The sequence below is a fragment of the Acetobacterium sp. genome, from assembly GCF_036508315.1.
Lineage (GTDB): Bacteria > Bacillota > Clostridia > Eubacteriales > Eubacteriaceae > Acetobacterium.
Genome location: NZ_DATCHP010000055.1, coordinates 1 through 17,677, shown reverse-complemented (window position 1 = coordinate 17,677; position 17,677 = coordinate 1). Strand labels below are relative to the sequence as shown.

The following is a 17,677-nucleotide window of genomic DNA, read 5'->3' as shown; positions in this document are numbered from 1 at the left end:
GCATTTTTAAATTTTACAATTTTACAATAAATTCACTGTATATTTTAGTTGGAAGTTAGGGTACAATAATAGATTAGAAAAGAAAATAACAGGAGGTGCGGAAATGCTTTGGAAAGAAGTTCAAATCACAACAACGTTGGAGGCAGAAGAAGCAGTGGTTAATGCTTTTTATGAAAGTGGAGCTCAGGGAGTTGTGATTCAAACCCTTCATGAGGTACTCTTGATTCAACAGGATCCAAAGGTGAATTTTGTGGATGAGTCTCTTTTGGAAATTGATCCGGATGCTTCGATTGTCACAGGATATTTCAGCGAAGTTACCAACACCGATGAGGCGCTGTATCTACTCATTACCCGGGTGAAGGCATTGCCGACCTTTGGCATTAATCCCGGCGACTGCGAAATGATGATCACTGAAATTGAAGAGGACGATTGGGCAAACTCCTGGAAGAAGTTTTATAAACCTACAAAAATGGGAAAGAGCATGGTCATCAAGCCCACCTGGGAAGATTATGAACCAGCCGAGGGTGACGTTGTCATCAATATTGATCCTGGAATGGCCTTTGGTACGGGTACTCACGAAACCACCCAGCTTTGTGCCATTAAACTGGAAGAATACATTAAACCCGGGGATGTGGTACTCGATATTGGCTGTGGTACCGGCGTTTTATCACTTATTGCAGGAAAACTTAAGGCAAAAAAAGTTGTGGCAGTGGATTTCGACACCCTTGCAGTTAAAATTGCCAGAGAAAATGCTGAGCTCAATGACCTGGGGAGTATGATTGAAATTCGTGAAGGCAATCTGCTGGACGTTATTGATGAAGTCGCGGATGTGATTGTTGCCAACATTTTAGCCGAAGCCATTGTGGAATTGTCAGGAATTATTAAACCATATCTTAAAGAAAATGGTATTTTTATATCTTCCGGGATTATTATTGAAAAACTCACCGATGTTCTGATTGCCCTTAAAAATGAAGGCTTTAAAATCCTCTATGTTCAGCAAATGGGTGAATGGGTCGGCGTGGTTGCTCAAAAGAGAGGTTAATATGCATCGTTTTTTTGTTAACCCCAATCAAATCAATGATCGTGTAATCAACATTGACGGAGAAGATTTTAAACACATTACCAAAGTTTTAAGACTTAAAAAAGGCGAAATCATTGAAGTTTGTGATGGCATGGGACTGGACTTCCGGGTTGTGTTGGAAGCACCTGGGGATGGAACCATTGCCGGGAGGATCACGGAAACCTCTCTCTCAAAAGGGGAAACAACCGATATGTGTATTACACTGTTTCAGGGCTTGCCTAAAGGATCTAAAATGGAAGTGATTATCCAAAAGAGTGTGGAGCTGGGGGTTAATCGTATTGTCCCTTTTCAGTCTAAACGCTCTGTTTCACAGATCAAAGAGAAAAAAGATAAAAAAATCGAACGCTGGCAGCGCATTGCCTATGAAGCGGCGAAGCAGTCAAAACGGGGAATTATTCCGGTTATCGGAGAGCTCAGTGAATTAAAGGATATTCTTCAGGATGCAAAACACTTTGATTTGCTGCTTCTGGCCTATGAGGATGAGAAAAAACAGTCTCTGAAAGAAGTGCTTACAGGTTTATGTCAGGGGCAGGAGATTAGAAAACCGCTTGATATTGGGGTAATTATTGGTCCTGAAGGGGGCTTCGATCCCACGGAGGTTAGTATGTGCCAGTTGGCTGGGGTGAAAAGTGTTTCTCTTGGAAATCGCATTTTACGGACTGAAACCGCTGGGATGGTTGTTTTAAGCCAATTAAATTTCTGGAGGGAAGGATAAGCTCGATATGACAGTGCAACAAAAAAATGTAGCCTTTATGACTCTGGGATGCAAGGTTAACACCTATGACAGTGAAGCCATGATGGAAATTTTCGAGGGTGCAGGCTATCATCTTGTGGATTTCTCTGAAGTTGCGGATGTGTATGTCATCAACACCTGTACAGTGACTAATTTAGGAGATCAGAAATCTCGAAAAATGATGCGCAAGGCAAAGCGGCTAAATCCAAAGGCAATGATTTGCGCAGTTGGCTGTTATGTCCAGGCTTCCCGGTCAGAAGTTGAAAAAATCGCGGAAGTTGATTTGATGATCGGCACTAAAAACAGAGGGGAAATTCTCAATTATATTGATGCCCATTTAAAAGATCAGACCCAACGTGATTTTGTCTCTGATATAATGGAAGAGAAAGTTTTCGAACCTTTGGTGATTTCCGAGGTTAAACGAAAAACCCGGGCCTTTATTAAAATACAGGAGGGATGCAATCAGTTCTGTACCTATTGTATTGTGCCTTATGCCCGGGGACCCATCAGGAGCCGTCTTAAGGCAGATGTCGTCGCAGAGGTATGTCGGGTAGTGGCTGCGGGTTACCAGGAAATTATTCTCACGGGAATACATATCGCGTCTTATGGCCTTGATCAAAATGGATTTGATCTTGTTGATTTAATGGAGGAACTGGATAAGATTCCCGGACTGGTACGGATTCGTTTAGGATCACTTGAACCGAAATTTATTACCGAGGATCGTTTGGATCGTTTCCTGGCCATTGAAAGTTTTTGCCCTCATTTTCACCTGTCACTTCAAAGTGGCAGTGACACAGTACTTAAGCGAATGGGTCGGCGTTATACCTCTGCTGAATTTCTGACCATTGCAGAAAATATAAGGAAACGCTTTCCTTTAGCTGCCTTGACCACCGATGTGATGGTAGGATTTCCAGGGGAAACCCAAGAGGAATTTAATCAAAGTCTGGATTTTGGCAGGATGGTGGGATTTTATCAAATTCATGTCTTTAAATACTCTCCAAGAAAAGGAACAAAAGCGGCAGAGTTTCCCAACCAGGTAGATGAAAGTGAGAAAATAAGCAGGAGTCATCGTCTGAGTGAGCTTTCCCAGGAACTGGAGATTGAGTTTTTAAAAAAGAATGATGGAATTAAGGCCAAAGTTCTTTTTGAGCATTACACCAAAGGAGATTCTCACCAAGGACATACTGAAAACTATATTCCGGTATTGTATACCACAAAAGAAAAAATCGATGGTACAATTTTAGAACTTAGGGTATTATATACTCAAAGACACCCACGTAAATTGACTGGAAAAAATTTTTAAAAGGAGGAAAAAAGATGTCCGATGATTGCATTTTTTGTAAAATCGCAAGAAAAGAAATTCCAACTGATTTTATTTATGAAGATGACCTGGTAGTGGCGTTTAATGATATTAATCCTCAGGCACCGGTACATGTGATCATTATTCCTAAGGAACACCATGATTCAATTTTAACCGTACTGGCAGGAGATGATATTATCAGTCATATCCATATTGTAGCCAATCGCATTGCATTAAAAACAGGGATTGCAAAAACTGGATTTCGTCTGGTAAATAATTGCGGAAAGGATGGAAATCAGACAGTACTCCATTTGCATTATCATTTATTAGGTGGAAGACCACTTTTATGGCCTCCAGGTTGAATAATTAATTGACAGCGACCAAAATTTTGCTTATAATATAAGTTGACTCATACCATGTCAGAAAATAGTTCCAGAAATCATGAACAGATTAGAGGGGGGGGTTAAAAATGTCAGAAGTAAAAATCAAAGAAAATGAAACACTCGAAAGTGCATTGCGCAGATTTAAAAGAAAAACAGCAATGGCGGGTGTAATGTCTGAAATTCGAAAAAGAGAGCATTACGAAAAGCCAAGCGTAAAGCGTAAAAGAAAATCAGAAGCAGCTAGAAAAAGAAAGATGAAAAAAAGATAGGATGTGACTAATTGGCATTAAAAGATCAACTACAAGCCGATTTAAAAACTGCAATGAAAAACAAGGAAAAGATTAGAAAATCCACCATCACCATGATCCGGGCTGCTGTTTTACAGGTAGAAAAGGATAATATGGTTGAATTGGGAGATGAAGAAATCCTTGTGATTATTGCTAAACAACTTAAGCAATGCCGGGATAGCCTGGTTGAGTTTGAGAAGGCTCAAAGAGACGATTTAATCCAGCAAGCTCACGAAGAGATTGAAGTAATAGTGAGTTACCTTCCTGCACAACTAACTGCTGATCAAATCAGGGTTATTGTGAATGAAACAATTCAAGAAACTGGAGCGGTTGACGCAAAAGACATGGGTAAAATTATGGGTGTCCTGATGCCGAAGGTTAAAGGTCGTGCTGATGGAAAACTTGTGAATCAAGTTGTCAGGGAAAGCCTGATTTCATAAATAGTACAATGAGAGGTTTGTCGTTATGACAGGCTTCTTTTTTTTCGTAAAAAAAAGCAAACTAACCATTTAATAAGCCGGGAATTCCTGGTCAAGTGAGCACTATGATTATTTAAGATTGCGGTGATATAATTTAGATTACGAATAAACTTCTGGGAGGTCTCATGGAAAAAACCATCAATCCTGAGTTTGGTTTAACCCAGGCCCAGGTAGAAGAAAGGATAAAAGAAGGCAAGGTTAATTCTCAACCACCATCGAAAACCAAAACCATGAACGCCATTATTAAGGATAATATCTTCACCTTATTCAATATCCTTAACATTGTCCTGGCATGTATGATTATTTTTGTTGCGTCTTATCGGAACCTTCTTTTTATTAATATTGTAATTATTAATACCATTATCGGTATTGTTCAGGAAATAAAAGCAAAGAAAACCATTGACAAGCTTTCTTTGATTTCTCAGCCCCGGACCACTGTCCTGAGGGATGGCATTCGACAGGTCATAAATTTTGAAAGCATTGTTCTGGATGATGTGTTGATTTTAACCCCGGGAAAACAAATTCCTTCAGACGGGATTGTGATCAGGGGTGAAATAGAAGTCAACGAATCCTTATTAACCGGAGAGTCAGAGCCAATTGTGAAACACCTGGGGGATACTCTTCTTTCAGGGAGCTTTGTGGTTTCCGGTGAAGCAACGGTTCAAGTGACAAAAGTTGGCTTAGAAAATTACGCTTCAAAAATAGCAGAAGATGCCAAGGTTATTAAGGAACCAAATTCGGAAATAATGCGTGCTCTCCGATTGATTATGAAGGTTATTGGAATTGGTATTGTCCCTATTGGGATTTTATTATTGTACAATCAGATTATCCTCCAGGGGCTGACCCTGGAAGAAGGGGTAGTTGCCACAGTAGCAGCATTGATTGGAATGATTCCTGAGGGTCTAGTCTTATTAACCAGTGTGGCTTTAGCGGTAGGCGTTATCCGATTGGGACATCATCAAACCCTGGTCCAGGAACTTTATTGTATTGAAACACTTGCCCGGGTAGACGTGCTGTGTCTGGATAAAACGGGTACCATCACTGAAGGTAATATGGAAGTATTGTCTTTGGAAATATTACAGAATGAAAAGAATCCGGTTCAGGGATTACGGGCTCTGGTTGCTAATCTTAAAGATGACAATGCCACTTTTAAAGCTTTAAAAGACTATTTCAAAGGTGAACCACCTCAATGGCGCTGCGAAAAAATAGTTCCCTTTTCTTCAGCACGGAAATGGAGTGGGGCTAATTTTGGAGGATTCGGAACTTATGTGATTGGTGCACCAGAAAATATTCTAGGGAGTCAATATCATAGTATTCGGGAAAAGGTTGAAATATATGCCGGTCAGGGAAATCGGGTTTTAATGATCGGGTATTCTAACAGCGCGTTTAGAGGTGACTATGAATTGCCTGATAACATCGAAACCATTGCTCTGCTTCCCATGGGGGATAAGATTCGCCCTGAAGCGAAAAAAACACTGCAATATTTTCATAATCAAGGGGTTCGCATAAAGGTTATTTCCGGAGACAACCCAGTGACAGTATCCCAGGTGGCTAAACGGGCCGGGCTTTGGGAATCAGATAATTATATTGACGCTTCAACACTGACTACAGATGAGGATGTAAAAGAGGCGGCTTCAATTTATTCGGTTTTTGGACGGGTTACGCCAAATCAAAAACGGGTTTTAATTAACGCACTGAAAGCAGCAGGCCATACGGTGGCAATGACCGGTGATGGCGTTAATGATGTTCTTGCCCTACGGGATGCAGACTGCAGCATTGCCATGGCGCAGGGAAGCGATGCAGCCCGTCAGGTTGCCCAGTTAGTGCTTTTGGATTCTAATTTTGCCAGTCTAACCCGGGTACTCGCCGAGGGCAGACGGGTGATTAATAATATCAGGCGCGTGGCATCACTTTTTTTAGTAAAGACTATTTTTTCATTTATGCTGGCGATCATTGTTGTTATTGCCAATGAAGCCTATCCCTTTGTTCCCATACAGCTTACGTTAATCAGCACACTTACCATTGGAATACCGGCTTTCTTTTTAGCCCTGGAGTCCAATAGAAGCAGAGTCACCGGGAATTTTCTAGCATTTGTTTTAATGAAATCCATGCCGGGGGCCCTGGCCATTGTGACTAATGTCATTATTATTATGATTCTTGGCGGTTTGGTTCCTTTGACCAGACTGGAAATTTCAACGCTTGCAGTGATCCTTACGGGCTTAGCCGGTTTAATTATTCTTTTCAGAGTGTGCCAACCAATGAACAGTGGGCGATGGGGATTATTTTTTGCTATGACCGCAGGCTTTATTTTTTCTGTTGTTTTTCTGGAAAACTTTTTCTTCCTATTACAGCTAAGCGAATTCACTGGGGTCATGGTTGCCATTTTGGTTATACTATCTATGGCTATCTATCCATTAATCAAGTCTTTCACATGGCTGATTTCGGCCATTGAAGGGTATTGTTTTCAATGGATAAAAAAAGAAAAAAGAGTATTAAAGAAGGATTGAACAATAATAATTTAATGGTTTAGGTATGAGTCAAAAAAAAGACCCATACCTAAAAAAAAGACTTGCATTTATGGCTCTACCTATGCTAAAATAATCAAGTCGTAACGGGAAAAACTTTTCGAAAAAAGCAAAAATATAAAAGTTAAAAACCGCTTGACAAGAACAACAGAAAAGTATACAATAAAGGACGTTGCATCGAGGTGTAGCGCAGTTTGGTAGCGCACATGGTTTGGGACCATGGGGCCGGAGGTTCGAATCCTCTCACCTCGACCATTTTTTTAAAAAGTAATTAAAGTAATTTTTGGGGCCTTTAGCTCAGTTGGTTAGAGCAACCGGCTCATAACCGGTAGGTCCGGGGTTCGAGCCCCTGAAGGCCCACCATATTTTTTTTGGCTCGAATTTTATATAGAGCACAGGATGCCCAAATAGCTCAGTCGGTAGAGCAGAGGACTGAAAATCCTCGTGTCGGTGGTTCAATTCCGCCTTTGGGCACCACTAAAGAAGTTAACAGCGAGAGCTGTTTTTTTTTTATGAAAAAGCAAAAAAGCTCGGGAAGGTAAGCATAAGCAGAGAACCCAAATCTGTGATTTGGTGTGAATCGCTTAGTCAAGCAAACTCTTTTCTACCACATGCTTTTGAAATAGCAACGAGCAATTGAATTAGTATTAGTAAATATAATTTGTAGAGGACTGAAAATCCTCGTGTCGGTGGTTCAATTCCGCCTTTGGGCACCACTACAGAAGTTAACAGCGAAAGCTGTTTTTTTTTATGTCTTTTTATGTTTTTTCACTTGTTCTTCACGAGATGTTCAGATAACATAGGTATAATAATAAAAAATAGACGAAAGACAAAGAGAGATTGAGCCGAAGAAAAGAAAGATGAGAAAAGATGCTGTATTTGGCCTTGTTATAATTTTTTCGATATTAATAATGATGGTGGCATTATTTAGAAATAGCCCAAGCTTTTCGGAGGCATTAAATACTTTCAGTGAAAATGTGAAGGCTGAGAAGTCAGAAGATAAGGCTCATGAAATTTTTATTCGCAGTGGAGAAGACAAAACTGACGCCGAAGTCCTTGTGTCGATTCTTGACTATTTTAGAGTGAACACCAATGCATTGGCAGATTTAAAATCCACGGATCTTACCGGATTATTTAAAGATAGTACCAGCGAAAACGCTCAAATTAATCAGAGTGTTTTAGATTATCTCATTAATTTGAGATTAAATCAGACCAATGATTTACATATTACCAATTATCTGGTTGGATTATCCATTACGGATGTTACTGAAAGTGATGGGCTAATAGAAGTGACAGTATTAGAAGATCAGACGGTTAATTTTGCTTTTATTTCAGAGGTTGATTCTTCAAGCAGTGGAATAAAGCACACTTTTTTTCTTGAAAAAGGCATTAATGGCTATGCAATTGTAGAACATACTAAGGAAGAGGATGTTTTTATATTGATACAGGAAACTATCCAGGAATATGGTTATTCAGAAAGACTGGTAGACGAACTTACAGCAAAAGAATCTTCGGTAATAGCTAAATTGACTGCAGCAAAAGAAGTGTACAATGGAACAGATGAAAAAACAACAGATACTTCTGCTGAAAACAGTTATAATTCAAAAGATGCGGTTGACTATGCAATAACCTGGGTTGATCCTGTTGAGGTGATTCGAAATGAGGATGATTATACTGCCTATGATGATTATGGCGGTAATTGCAATAATTTTATTTCACAGTGTTTGGTTGCCGGAGGAATTCCCATGGATTATTATGGGGATATTGATACCCAATGGAAATGGTATGGTGAAACCGTCGCTATTGATGAGGTTTCCAGTGGGAGAAGTCCTGCCTGGGCAGGGGTGCCTGAGTTTTATGCCTATGCCAGCGAAAACACCGGTTATGGACTAGCTGCAGCGGTGGATGAAGATATTTTTAGCGGCTGCGCCGGGGATATTCTTCAATACGGAAACAATGGGGAGTGGGTTCATTCAGTGATTATCACCAAGGTGGTAATGGATGATCAGGGAAATGTTTTAGACTATCTGGTTAATTCCAATACCACTGACCGGATTAATTATCCAGCCAGTGCTTATGGTTATTCAGATCTGCGATTAATAAAAATACTGGGTTGGAATGAAGAATGATTAATGCTTCAATTCCAGGCGTTTTTGTTCGCTTAATAAATAATGGACCAATTGCTCGGCAGTACGGCCAGAGGTATTGATATGGCGACGTTCCCACATAATTGCCCGAGATTCAAGCTCAGATGGATCCATGATTACACCAAAAGATTTTGCCAACTCCTTGACGATGCACAGATATTCCTGCTGGTTTGGGGTGGAATAGGTAAGTACCAAGCCAAAACGACTGCTGAGAGAAAGCTTTTCTTCTAAAACTTCCCGGGCGTTTACGGCATCTTCCCGTTCGCTAAAACGTTCCTCAACGAGATGTCGTCGGTTTGAGGTGGCATAAATACGAATATTACTGGGATTTTTCTCAAGGGATCCTTCCAGGACTCCCTTGAGAATTTTGTATTCATTATCTCTGGTTTCAAAGGTGAGATCATCAATAAAAAGAATAAATGGGTAAGAGCGATCCCCCAGTTGCTTAAAAAGATGGGGAATCTGAGAGAGCTGGTCTCTTTTTATTTCGATGATTTTTAGTCGGGTGTTACGAAAGGTATGAAGCAGTGCGAGAACAGTTGAGGATTTTCCTGTGCCCATGCTTCCCTGGAGTAATACATTAAGTCCCTGATCATAATCAATTAAAGCCTGAGTGTTGTTAATGATTTCTGTTTTTTGAAGGTTATTACCGATTAAATCATCCATGGTTTGGTTCGTTTCTTTGCTAATGGGAACAAGCTGACCTGACGCATTAACTTTAAAGGAAGCATTATTCAAAAAAATACCCAGGCCGTTTTCATATATAAAGTGATTTAATGCACTAAGAAATTGGTTGGGATCATTTTTTTGAATCGCTTCTGTTAAGGGGGTATTCTGTGAACTTAATAAAGATGTTTCTTTTGCTAAAATATTTTCGGAGTCTATGGAATATTCATCTAAAAAGATTTCCCATTGGAAATTTAACATTTGTAATAAAATACTAACATCCTGTAACATACTGTTATAGAAATGATGATTCGTTTCCATAAGCTGGGTTTCACAAAACAAAGTGAGTGCGTTTACGTCATTAAAAATGTTTTTAAGTAAAAAATACTGCCAAATGGATTTTCCGACCGGGTGTTTAGCCAGAGATTGTTCTGGTTCCATATAGTCCTGTATAAGGATTGATTTTAAATGATAATAAGCCTCGACTAATTCGGGAGATGGCTTATTATCAGGGGATTTCTCGGATTCACTTAAGATCTTCGAAAAGCATTTTACTAAGGGGGTATTATTAATTTCGCGAAAAAAAACAAGTTGTAAAGGGGTTGTGCTGGTTAAGGGGTTTATTTTGATAGCTTTCATTTGTCACCGTCCAGTGTTTAATTATTTTTCTATAAAATTATAACATAAAACTAAATTGTTTTAAGAAGAAAAACAAAGAACTTGTAAAAATAAAATTATTGTGGTATTATTCTTGTAAAGAAACTGTAACAAGGAGAATACATGAATAATATTGAGAAATATTTCTCGCAAATTAAAGAATGGTTAAAGAAGTTCCAATTTAACCAAACAACCGAAAAAGTTGAAATTCATGAGAAAACGCATGTCAGTCCTAAGCGTCGCACCAGCAAGTCTTTTAAAATGCGAAGTACTGCAGTTGTTGTTAGTGCTTTCTTAGTTTTAGCCGGAGCAGGGGTTGTGGATGCCCAAACAAAAGCCTATGAGATTATTTATAAAGGAAACAGTATTGGGTATGTGGAAAATCCTGAAATTTTCAAAATGGCCTTGAGTCGGATTGATGAAGGAAAAGTTGCAACCCCTGTTGATGAAAATACCGATTATGAAGTGCGTCCCGGAAGGGCCACTGAGCGCCTAAGTGTTGAACAGGTTGTTGAGGTCATTTCAGATACTGATTCAGCAAGCCAGGCAAAAGCGCCTGAAACAGACAGTAATGAATCGGAAACGATCACAACAGCTATAACCCCGGCAGCAGCAGAAACACCTGCAGCGCCAGAAACACCTGCAGCAGCAGAAACACCTGCAGCAGTGGAAACACCTGCAGCAGTGGAAACACCATTTGAAGAAGCACGCTTTATAGAAACCCCGGCAGTGGAAACGCCAGTAGTTGAAACGCCAGTAGTTGAAACGCCAGTAGTGGAAACCCCGGCAGTTGAAACCCCGGCAGTGGAAGCCCCGGCAGTGGAAACCCCAGCAGTGGAAACTCCGGCAGTGGAAGCCCCGGCAGTGGAAACGCCAGCAGTGGAAACTCCGGCAGTTGAAGCCCCGGCAGTGGAAACCCCAGCAGTGGAAGCCCCGCCAGCGGTAGAAACACCTGCAGCAGTTGAAACTCCAGCAGCAGATCAAGTAACGGCAGATCAGGCAGCAGCAGATAAAGTTGCAGCAGATCAGGCGGCAGCAGATAAAGTTGCAGCAGATAAAGTTGCAGCAGATAAAGTTGCAGCAGATCAGGTAGCAGCAGATAAAGTAGCAGCAGATAAAGTAGCAGCAGATAAAGCAGCGGCAGATAAAGCAGCGGCAGATAAAGCAGCGGCAGCGGAAACACCCCAGTCAGAATTTGAGCTTCCAGCCAGTGGTCTTATTGGAGAAATCTTTCGAAATTATGATGGTGGATATTATAGCAATCACTACACTGGTGCTGCAGTAGATATTTTAAACAGTGCTGGAACACCTGTTTATGCTTCGGTATCAGGAAAGGTGATCTCAGCTGATTGGAATGGTGGTTATGGAAAATGCATCATCATTGATAATGGCAATGGATATTCAACCTTATATGGACATTTCAGTAGTTTAGATGTCTCTGCAGGTCAAACAGTAACCCAAGGCCAAAAAATTGGTGGTATGGGATCCACAGGATCATCCACAGCTAACCATGTTCATTTTGAAATAAGACTGAATGGCATAGCACAGCCAATCCAAAATTATATTAATGTTAACACCGGAGACCGAGTATAAGATCTAAATCTAATTTTAATGACAATGATTTATCATCTGAATAGATATTATTATTATGTCTATAAAAGAAGATGCCTTTGATCAGGCATCTTTTTTTATGGAATTTCCAGAAAAAACTTGTCGGGAAAAAACAAGTATGATAATATTATTGTAAACATTATGTAACAAAAAATAACAAGGGGTAAAGATATGCACGAGGATGTAAAACTCGAACGGGAAATAAGAAAAAAAATAAGGCAACGAAAAAAAATGCGTACGACAATATTAACCATTACCCTTATAATTGTTATAATGACGGTGGGAGTTGTGAATGCTCAGACACGGGGCTATGAAATTATTTACAATGGTCAAAGTCTTGGCTGTGTTCGAACAACAGGAATTTTCAAGACTGCAGTTGAGGGTATAGAAGGAAGTCTCCGGGGAAGTTACAATAATGATAATATTGTTCTTGGTAATGGTTTTGAACTTGTGGAAGGTAGGGTTGAAAATCCTATGGATCTTGAAACTTGTACCCGGGTTTTAATTAATAGTGACATTGATCTTTATACCAATGGTGCGATTATTTTAATAAGTGATCAGGAAATAGGTGCGGTGTCATCCGTTGAAGAGGCACAAAGCATTATTAAAACCTATCAGAATCTTTATCCTAATGCCAATAATATTCGTTATACTGAAAAAACGATTCTTTTGTCTGAGACCAAGGATTTTGCAGCAGTACTATCATCCATTAAAGGAAAGATGAAATAAGGAAAATGTGTTATTTTATCTTTAGACAAAATGTGAAATCACCAGCAAATGGATGTTGGTGATTTTGTTTTTTAAGGAGGAAGTTAATGAAAGTAAATCAAAATCAGAAGGCCATGGATTTGGCAGTAAAATATTTATCCTTCAAGGCCAGAACAGAAAGTGAAATGGTTGAATATCTTAAGAAAAAAAACATGGAAGAGGAAACCATTGATCATGTTATGGGTAAGCTGCGAGAGTATCGCTATGTGAATGATGAGATCTATCTTAAAAATTATGTGGAATATAATCGCCAGGTGACCCGTTACGGATCTAAACGAATACGCCAGGATCTGGGAAGACGAGGTATCAGTGACGATTTATTACTCAGCTTAGAGGATCTTTTTCCAAGAGCGGAAGAGCTTATATGCTGTGAAGCTCTTGCGGAAAAAAACGTTGAAAAGTTAAAAGGTCAAACTGTCCAGCAAAAACGCAAAAAACTTTATGACAAGCTAAGTCGAATGGGATATCCTTCGGATATGATCTCCGGGATCATTCGAACCCTGGATTTGGAGGAAGCGGCCATAGAATTATCTGAGGACGAGGTTGCACTAAAACAGATGAAAGAAATGGATAAGCTTAACCGGGATTATGAAAAATACGAAAGAACCCATAAAAATAAGGGATACAAAGGAAAAGACTTGGAATATCGCATTACCAAAAGTCTTATGGGTCGGGGATACCCGTATGAAACCATAAAAAACAAGATTGCTGACATGAAAGAAGAGTAGAGGCGATTATTAATCGCCAGCTCAAAAAACGTAGGGGCGATTATTAATCGCCTGCTAACCTTGAGCTCAAACACCCACGTCTGCTGGCGGGTACTACCCACCTCTACAGTATAAAATCAAGGTTCGTTTTCAAACCGTGAACCAGCTATAAATAACGTTGAATTTTAGGAACCTTTCTGGGTTTCTCTTTTTTTTGCGAGGCATGTTCAAGCTAATGGTCTGAAGGATAAAATAAGCTGCTGTTTTTATACGGATATAAATATAAACTACTTGATAATATTTCGCTGAAAGGGGTAGTACAGTAAATAAAGAAAGATAAAAAAATGGTGGCGTGTTGCTTATTGAATTACAAGGTGCTTGAAGTGGTTTATAATTAGTCAAGTCAAGAATTAGATGGGCATCATAACGAAAAGCAAAAGACTTTAATAAAGTTACTAAATAAATTGGAGGGCAGTTTTATGGGTGACAATATTTACAAACAGCCAGTGGGGGAGCCGACAACAGAGTCAATGAAAACGGGACTTAAAGAAAACGAAGCGAAGGAAAAACGGACTGAGGAGTTAATCATTGCCAATAAAGAGCTCGCCTTTCAAAAAGAGGAAAATGAAAAACAGATAGCAGAGCTGATGATTGCTATAAAGCAAGCCGAAGCCGAAAATGCAGCGCTGAAAAGTATTTCAAAATATAATCGTAATTTAATTGAAGTAAGCCCAAACGCCCTTGTAACAATAGCACCGGACGGTATTGTCACAGATGTGAATGCTGCTATGGAAAATGCCACAGGACTTCACAGAGAAAAGTTAATTGGGACAGAATTTTCAGCTTATTTTACCCAGCCCGGGAAAGCAAAAGCCGGATATCAACAAGCATTCAGAGAAGGGATGGTCTTTGATTATGAACTTGAACTCAAGAATATTAATGGACACACAACCCCTGTTTTATATAATGCATCAGTATACAAAGACGATGCAGGAAAAACAATCGGCATTTTTGCAACAGCAAGAGATATTACTGCTACACGAAAAGCTGAAAATGAACTGCTCTATTTAAAAAATAATCTTGAACTATTAGTCAAAAAAAGGGTTGCGGAGTTAGTCATTGCGAATAAAGAAATTGCCTATGAAAAAGAAGAGAAAAAACAACGGGCGGCGGAGTTAGCCATTGCGGATAAGGAGCTTGCCTTTGAAGTCGGAGAAAAAGCAGACAGGGCTGCGGAGTTAGTCATTGCGGATAAGGAGCTTGCCTTTGAAGTCGGAGAAAAAGCAGACAGGGCTGCGGAGCTAGTCATTGCGGATAAGGAACTTGCCTTTGAAGTCAGAGAAAAGGCAGACAGGGCTGCGGAGCTAGTCATTGCGGATAAGGAGCTTGCCTTTGAAGTCAGAGAAAAGGCAGACAGGGCTGCGGAGCTAGTCATAGCCAATAAAGAACTCGCCTTTCAAAACGAAGAGAAAGAAAAACGGGTTACAGAGTTAATCATTGCTAATAAAGAGCTTGCCTTTCAAAACGAAGAAAAAGAAAAACGGGCTGCGGAGTTAGTCATAGCCAATAAAGAACTCGCCTTTCAAAACGAAGAGAAGGAAAAACGGGCCGCTGAATTAATCATCGCCAATAAAGAGCTCGCCTTTCAGAATGAAGAGAAAGGAAAAATCCTTCATTTAAGTTTTCACGACCAACTCACTGGAATCTATAATCGGAGATTTTACGTCGAAGAATTAAAAAGACTTGATACAAAAAGAAACCTGCCGTTATCTCTGATCATGGGTGATGTTAATGGATTGAAACTCATTAATGATTCTTTTGGACATGCCGTGGGAGATGTACTCATTAAAAAAGCGGCAGAAGTGATGAAAAAAGGATGCCGATCTGATGACATCCTTGCCAGGCACGGAGGGGATGAGTTTGTTATTATTTTACCTAAAACCAATGGAAGAGAAACTGAGGAAATTATTAAACGCATAAAAACGTTGTCCTCAAAAGAGAAAGTAGGGGGGAGTGATATTTCCATTGCCTTTGGATATGCAACAAAAGAAAAAGAGAAAGAAAATATTCAGGAGATATTTAAAAAAGCGGAAGAGCATATGTATCGAAACAAGCTTTGTGAAAGTCCCAGCCTCAGAGGAAAAACAATTGAACTCATCATGATCACCCTCTATGAAAAAAGCAAAAGGGAGCATTTGCATTCAATAAGGGTGAGTGAAATCTGCGAATTGATTGCAGCCAAAATGAATTTTGATAAAGATGCTGTCATTCAGATCAGAACAGCAGGTCTGATGCATGATATCGGGAAAATAGGAATTAAGGATGAAATTTTGAACAACCCTCGAGAGTTAACTCCGGATGAATGGAATGAAATCAAGAAACATCCTGAAATAGGATATCGAATACTGAGTTCAGCGAATGAATTTTCGGAAATAGCCGATCAGATTCTGCAACATCACGAACAATGGAACGGGGAAGGCTATCCGAAAGGTCTAAAAGACGAAGAAATTTTGTTGCCGGCAAGGATTATTTCTATTGCAGAAGCTTTTGATGCAATGACCAGTGATTGGATGTTTCGCAATGCATTAAGTGAAGAAGAAGCCATTAATGAAATAAAAAGATGTTCAGGCACAAAGTTTGATCCAACCATTTCAAGGATATTTATTGAAGAAGTTTTAGGAAAAGATTGGGTAAAATAATCAATAGGAGGCTTTAATGTGCACCCATTAGGGTGGTTTCGAAGCAAAGAGCCATCGTTAATGAATTAAAAGACATCAGAAATAATCCTGGAAAATATGAAAAGAAAAAGGTGCTAAGATGAGCAGAAAACAAACTAAAGAAATGAAAAACCAGAAGAAAAAAATCCGTATTGGTATTAAGATTTCAGTCGTCCTGCTGATCCTGGCAATTATAGGTGCTGGGGCTGTTTATACAATTGAGGCTGCTTATACTGCTTATGCTGCTAAGCAGATGGATATTTCTGACTATCAATATCAGGTTAAAGAAAAAACAGAAATTTATTCGCAGGATAATGTGTTGATTGCTGAATTGTATACAAAAAACCGTACCTATGTAACCCTCGATCAGATTCCGGTTCAACTGCAACAGGCACTCATTTCTGTTGAGGATTCCCGATTCTACGATCATTCCGGCATTGACCTTTTTGGGATTGCCCGTGCGTTTTTTGCAAATATCATAAATAAAAACAATGGGGAGGGCGCCAGCACCATTACCCAGCAACTGGCCAGAGTATTGTTTTTGTCGGATATTGCCACAGAACAAACCTTTAATCAGTCATTGACCCGCAAATTAAAGGAAATTTCCATTGCACTGCAATTGGAACAAAAATATACAAAACAGCAGATCCTGGAGATGTATTTTAATGAATACTACTTTGGATCCGGCGCTTACGGGATTGAAGAAGCCGCAAAAGCATACTTTAATAAGAGTGCTTCAGGGGTAAACCTGGCAGAAGCGGCAATGCTTGCCGGGCTGCCCCAGGCACCAAGTGCCTATGCGCCAAACACTCACTTTGAAGCCGCAAAAAAACGGCAACGCCAGGTATTACAGCGAATGGTCAAAGAAAAATATATCACCCAGGAAGAATCCGATGCGGCGGTAGCCACAGAAATTACGATCAGAGACCCGGAAACCATCAATAATGATAATCAGATTGTGGATGGTTATGAAGCATTCATCGGGAAAGGACTGAATGAATATGCTAAAACCCAGGTTTTAGCTGTTATGCAGGAACGGGGAATCACCGAGGAGCAGGCAATTAACTATATTAAAGAAAACATTGCCAGCGGTGGTTACCGTATCTATACTACCATTAACTCTGTTTATCAGAAAGATGCCATTGACAGTCTGACAACCGGCCTGGATAAAAACGGCCTGGATACTGAAACAGGGAGTGTTGTCACCACTGATTTAGATGGCAGTGTCAGAGCCTATTATGGCGGGAATACCCAGATTGACATGGCAGATACCCCGAGACAGCCGGGGTCTAATATTAAACCCCTCTATTATGCAGCAGCCATAGATAAAGGTTTAATAACATCTGCAACTAAAATTCTGGATGCCTATACTGATTTTGGCGGATACGCCCCTAAGAACTACGGCGGAGTTTATCACGGAAATGTTACCGTGAGACAGGCTTTAGTCTATTCCTATAATATTCCTTCAGTTAAGGTCTTTGATAAAATTGGACCTTCAAACGCAATTGCCTTTATGCAGACAATGGGAATCTCAACCTTTGAAGACGATGATTATTACCTTGCAACAGCTCTTGGAGGGATGACCTACGGAATAAAACCGCTTGAAATGTCAGCGG

At 39.9% G+C, this 17,677-nt stretch carries 14 protein-coding genes and 3 tRNA genes; 16 read left to right on the top strand and 1 reads right to left on the bottom strand.

Annotated elements, in window-relative coordinates; all coding sequences use genetic code 11:
• Positions 1–103 precede the first annotated feature (103 nt).
• The 11 genes from prmA to VIK44_RS06710 all read left to right on the top strand — a co-directional run bounded on the left by prmA (position 104) and on the right by VIK44_RS06710 (position 8,917).
• Complete coding sequence (gene prmA, locus VIK44_RS06760; protein ID WP_331553084.1) at positions 104–1,042, top strand: 50S ribosomal protein L11 methyltransferase; 939 nt, start codon at positions 104–106, stop codon at positions 1,040–1,042.
• 1 nt (position 1,043) lies between these two features.
• On the top strand, positions 1,044–1,796 hold the full coding sequence (locus VIK44_RS06755; protein WP_331553083.1) for an RsmE family RNA methyltransferase: 753 nt from the start codon (positions 1,044–1,046) through the stop codon (positions 1,794–1,796).
• Between the two features lie 7 nt (positions 1,797–1,803).
• Positions 1,804–3,117 (top strand): tRNA (N(6)-L-threonylcarbamoyladenosine(37)-C(2))-methylthiotransferase MtaB, encoded by a 1,314-nt coding sequence (gene mtaB / locus VIK44_RS06750; RefSeq protein ID WP_331553082.1) that lies wholly within the window; start codon positions 1,804–1,806, stop codon positions 3,115–3,117.
• 14 nt (positions 3,118–3,131) lie between these two features.
• Positions 3,132–3,476 carry a histidine triad nucleotide-binding protein gene (locus VIK44_RS06745; RefSeq protein WP_331553081.1) on the top strand — a complete coding sequence of 115 codons (345 nt, stop codon included), beginning with the start codon at positions 3,132–3,134 and terminating at the stop codon, positions 3,474–3,476.
• Between the two features lie 107 nt (positions 3,477–3,583).
• Complete coding sequence (gene rpsU, locus VIK44_RS06740; protein ID WP_013379247.1) at positions 3,584–3,766, top strand: 30S ribosomal protein S21; 183 nt, start codon at positions 3,584–3,586, stop codon at positions 3,764–3,766.
• Between the two features lie 11 nt (positions 3,767–3,777).
• Complete coding sequence (locus VIK44_RS06735) at positions 3,778–4,224, top strand: GatB/YqeY domain-containing protein (RefSeq protein ID WP_331553080.1); 447 nt, start codon at positions 3,778–3,780, stop codon at positions 4,222–4,224.
• A 164-nt stretch (positions 4,225–4,388) separates the two neighbouring features.
• Entirely contained in the window at positions 4,389–6,770 is a 2,382-nt protein-coding gene (locus tag VIK44_RS06730) for an HAD-IC family P-type ATPase (RefSeq protein WP_331553079.1), read from the top strand.
• 196 nt (positions 6,771–6,966) lie between these two features.
• Positions 6,967–7,043: transfer RNA gene (locus tag VIK44_RS06725), tRNA-Pro, on the top strand.
• A gap of 31 nt (positions 7,044–7,074) precedes the next feature.
• Positions 7,075–7,151 (top strand) — tRNA-Ile (locus VIK44_RS06720).
• A 38-nt stretch (positions 7,152–7,189) separates the two neighbouring features.
• Positions 7,190–7,265: transfer RNA gene (locus VIK44_RS06715), tRNA-Phe, on the top strand.
• A gap of 383 nt (positions 7,266–7,648) precedes the next feature.
• Positions 7,649–8,917 (top strand): amidase domain-containing protein, encoded by a 1,269-nt coding sequence (locus tag VIK44_RS06710; RefSeq protein WP_331553078.1) that lies wholly within the window; start codon positions 7,649–7,651, stop codon positions 8,915–8,917.
• Here VIK44_RS06710 and VIK44_RS06705 read toward each other — a convergent pair whose 3' ends face one another.
• Positions 8,918–10,240: an ATP-binding protein gene (locus tag VIK44_RS06705; protein ID WP_331553077.1), complete on the bottom strand. Its 1,323-nt coding sequence runs from the start codon at positions 10,238–10,240 to the stop codon at positions 8,918–8,920. It abuts the gene before it with no gap.
• Positions 10,241–10,381: 141 nt separating this feature from the next.
• On the opposite strand from VIK44_RS06705, the gene VIK44_RS06700 reads away from it, so the two are divergent.
• From VIK44_RS06700 to VIK44_RS06680, 5 genes are all read left to right on the top strand, one after another.
• Positions 10,382–11,851, top strand: a complete 1,470-nt coding sequence (locus VIK44_RS06700; protein WP_331553076.1) for a M23 family metallopeptidase — start codon at positions 10,382–10,384, stop codon at positions 11,849–11,851.
• Between the two features lie 189 nt (positions 11,852–12,040).
• Positions 12,041–12,598, top strand: coding sequence for a hypothetical protein (locus VIK44_RS06695; protein ID WP_331553075.1), 558 nt, complete (start codon positions 12,041–12,043; stop codon positions 12,596–12,598).
• Positions 12,599–12,684: 86 nt separating this feature from the next.
• Positions 12,685–13,365, top strand: coding sequence for a RecX family transcriptional regulator (locus VIK44_RS06690; RefSeq protein ID WP_331553074.1), 681 nt, complete (start codon positions 12,685–12,687; stop codon positions 13,363–13,365).
• 458 nt (positions 13,366–13,823) lie between these two features.
• Positions 13,824–16,043: a diguanylate cyclase gene (locus VIK44_RS06685; RefSeq protein WP_331553073.1), complete on the top strand. Its 2,220-nt coding sequence runs from the start codon at positions 13,824–13,826 to the stop codon at positions 16,041–16,043.
• A 118-nt stretch (positions 16,044–16,161) separates the two neighbouring features.
• A partial coding sequence (locus tag VIK44_RS06680) for a transglycosylase domain-containing protein (protein ID WP_331553072.1) occupies positions 16,162–17,677 on the top strand: 1,516 nt, incomplete at its 3' end.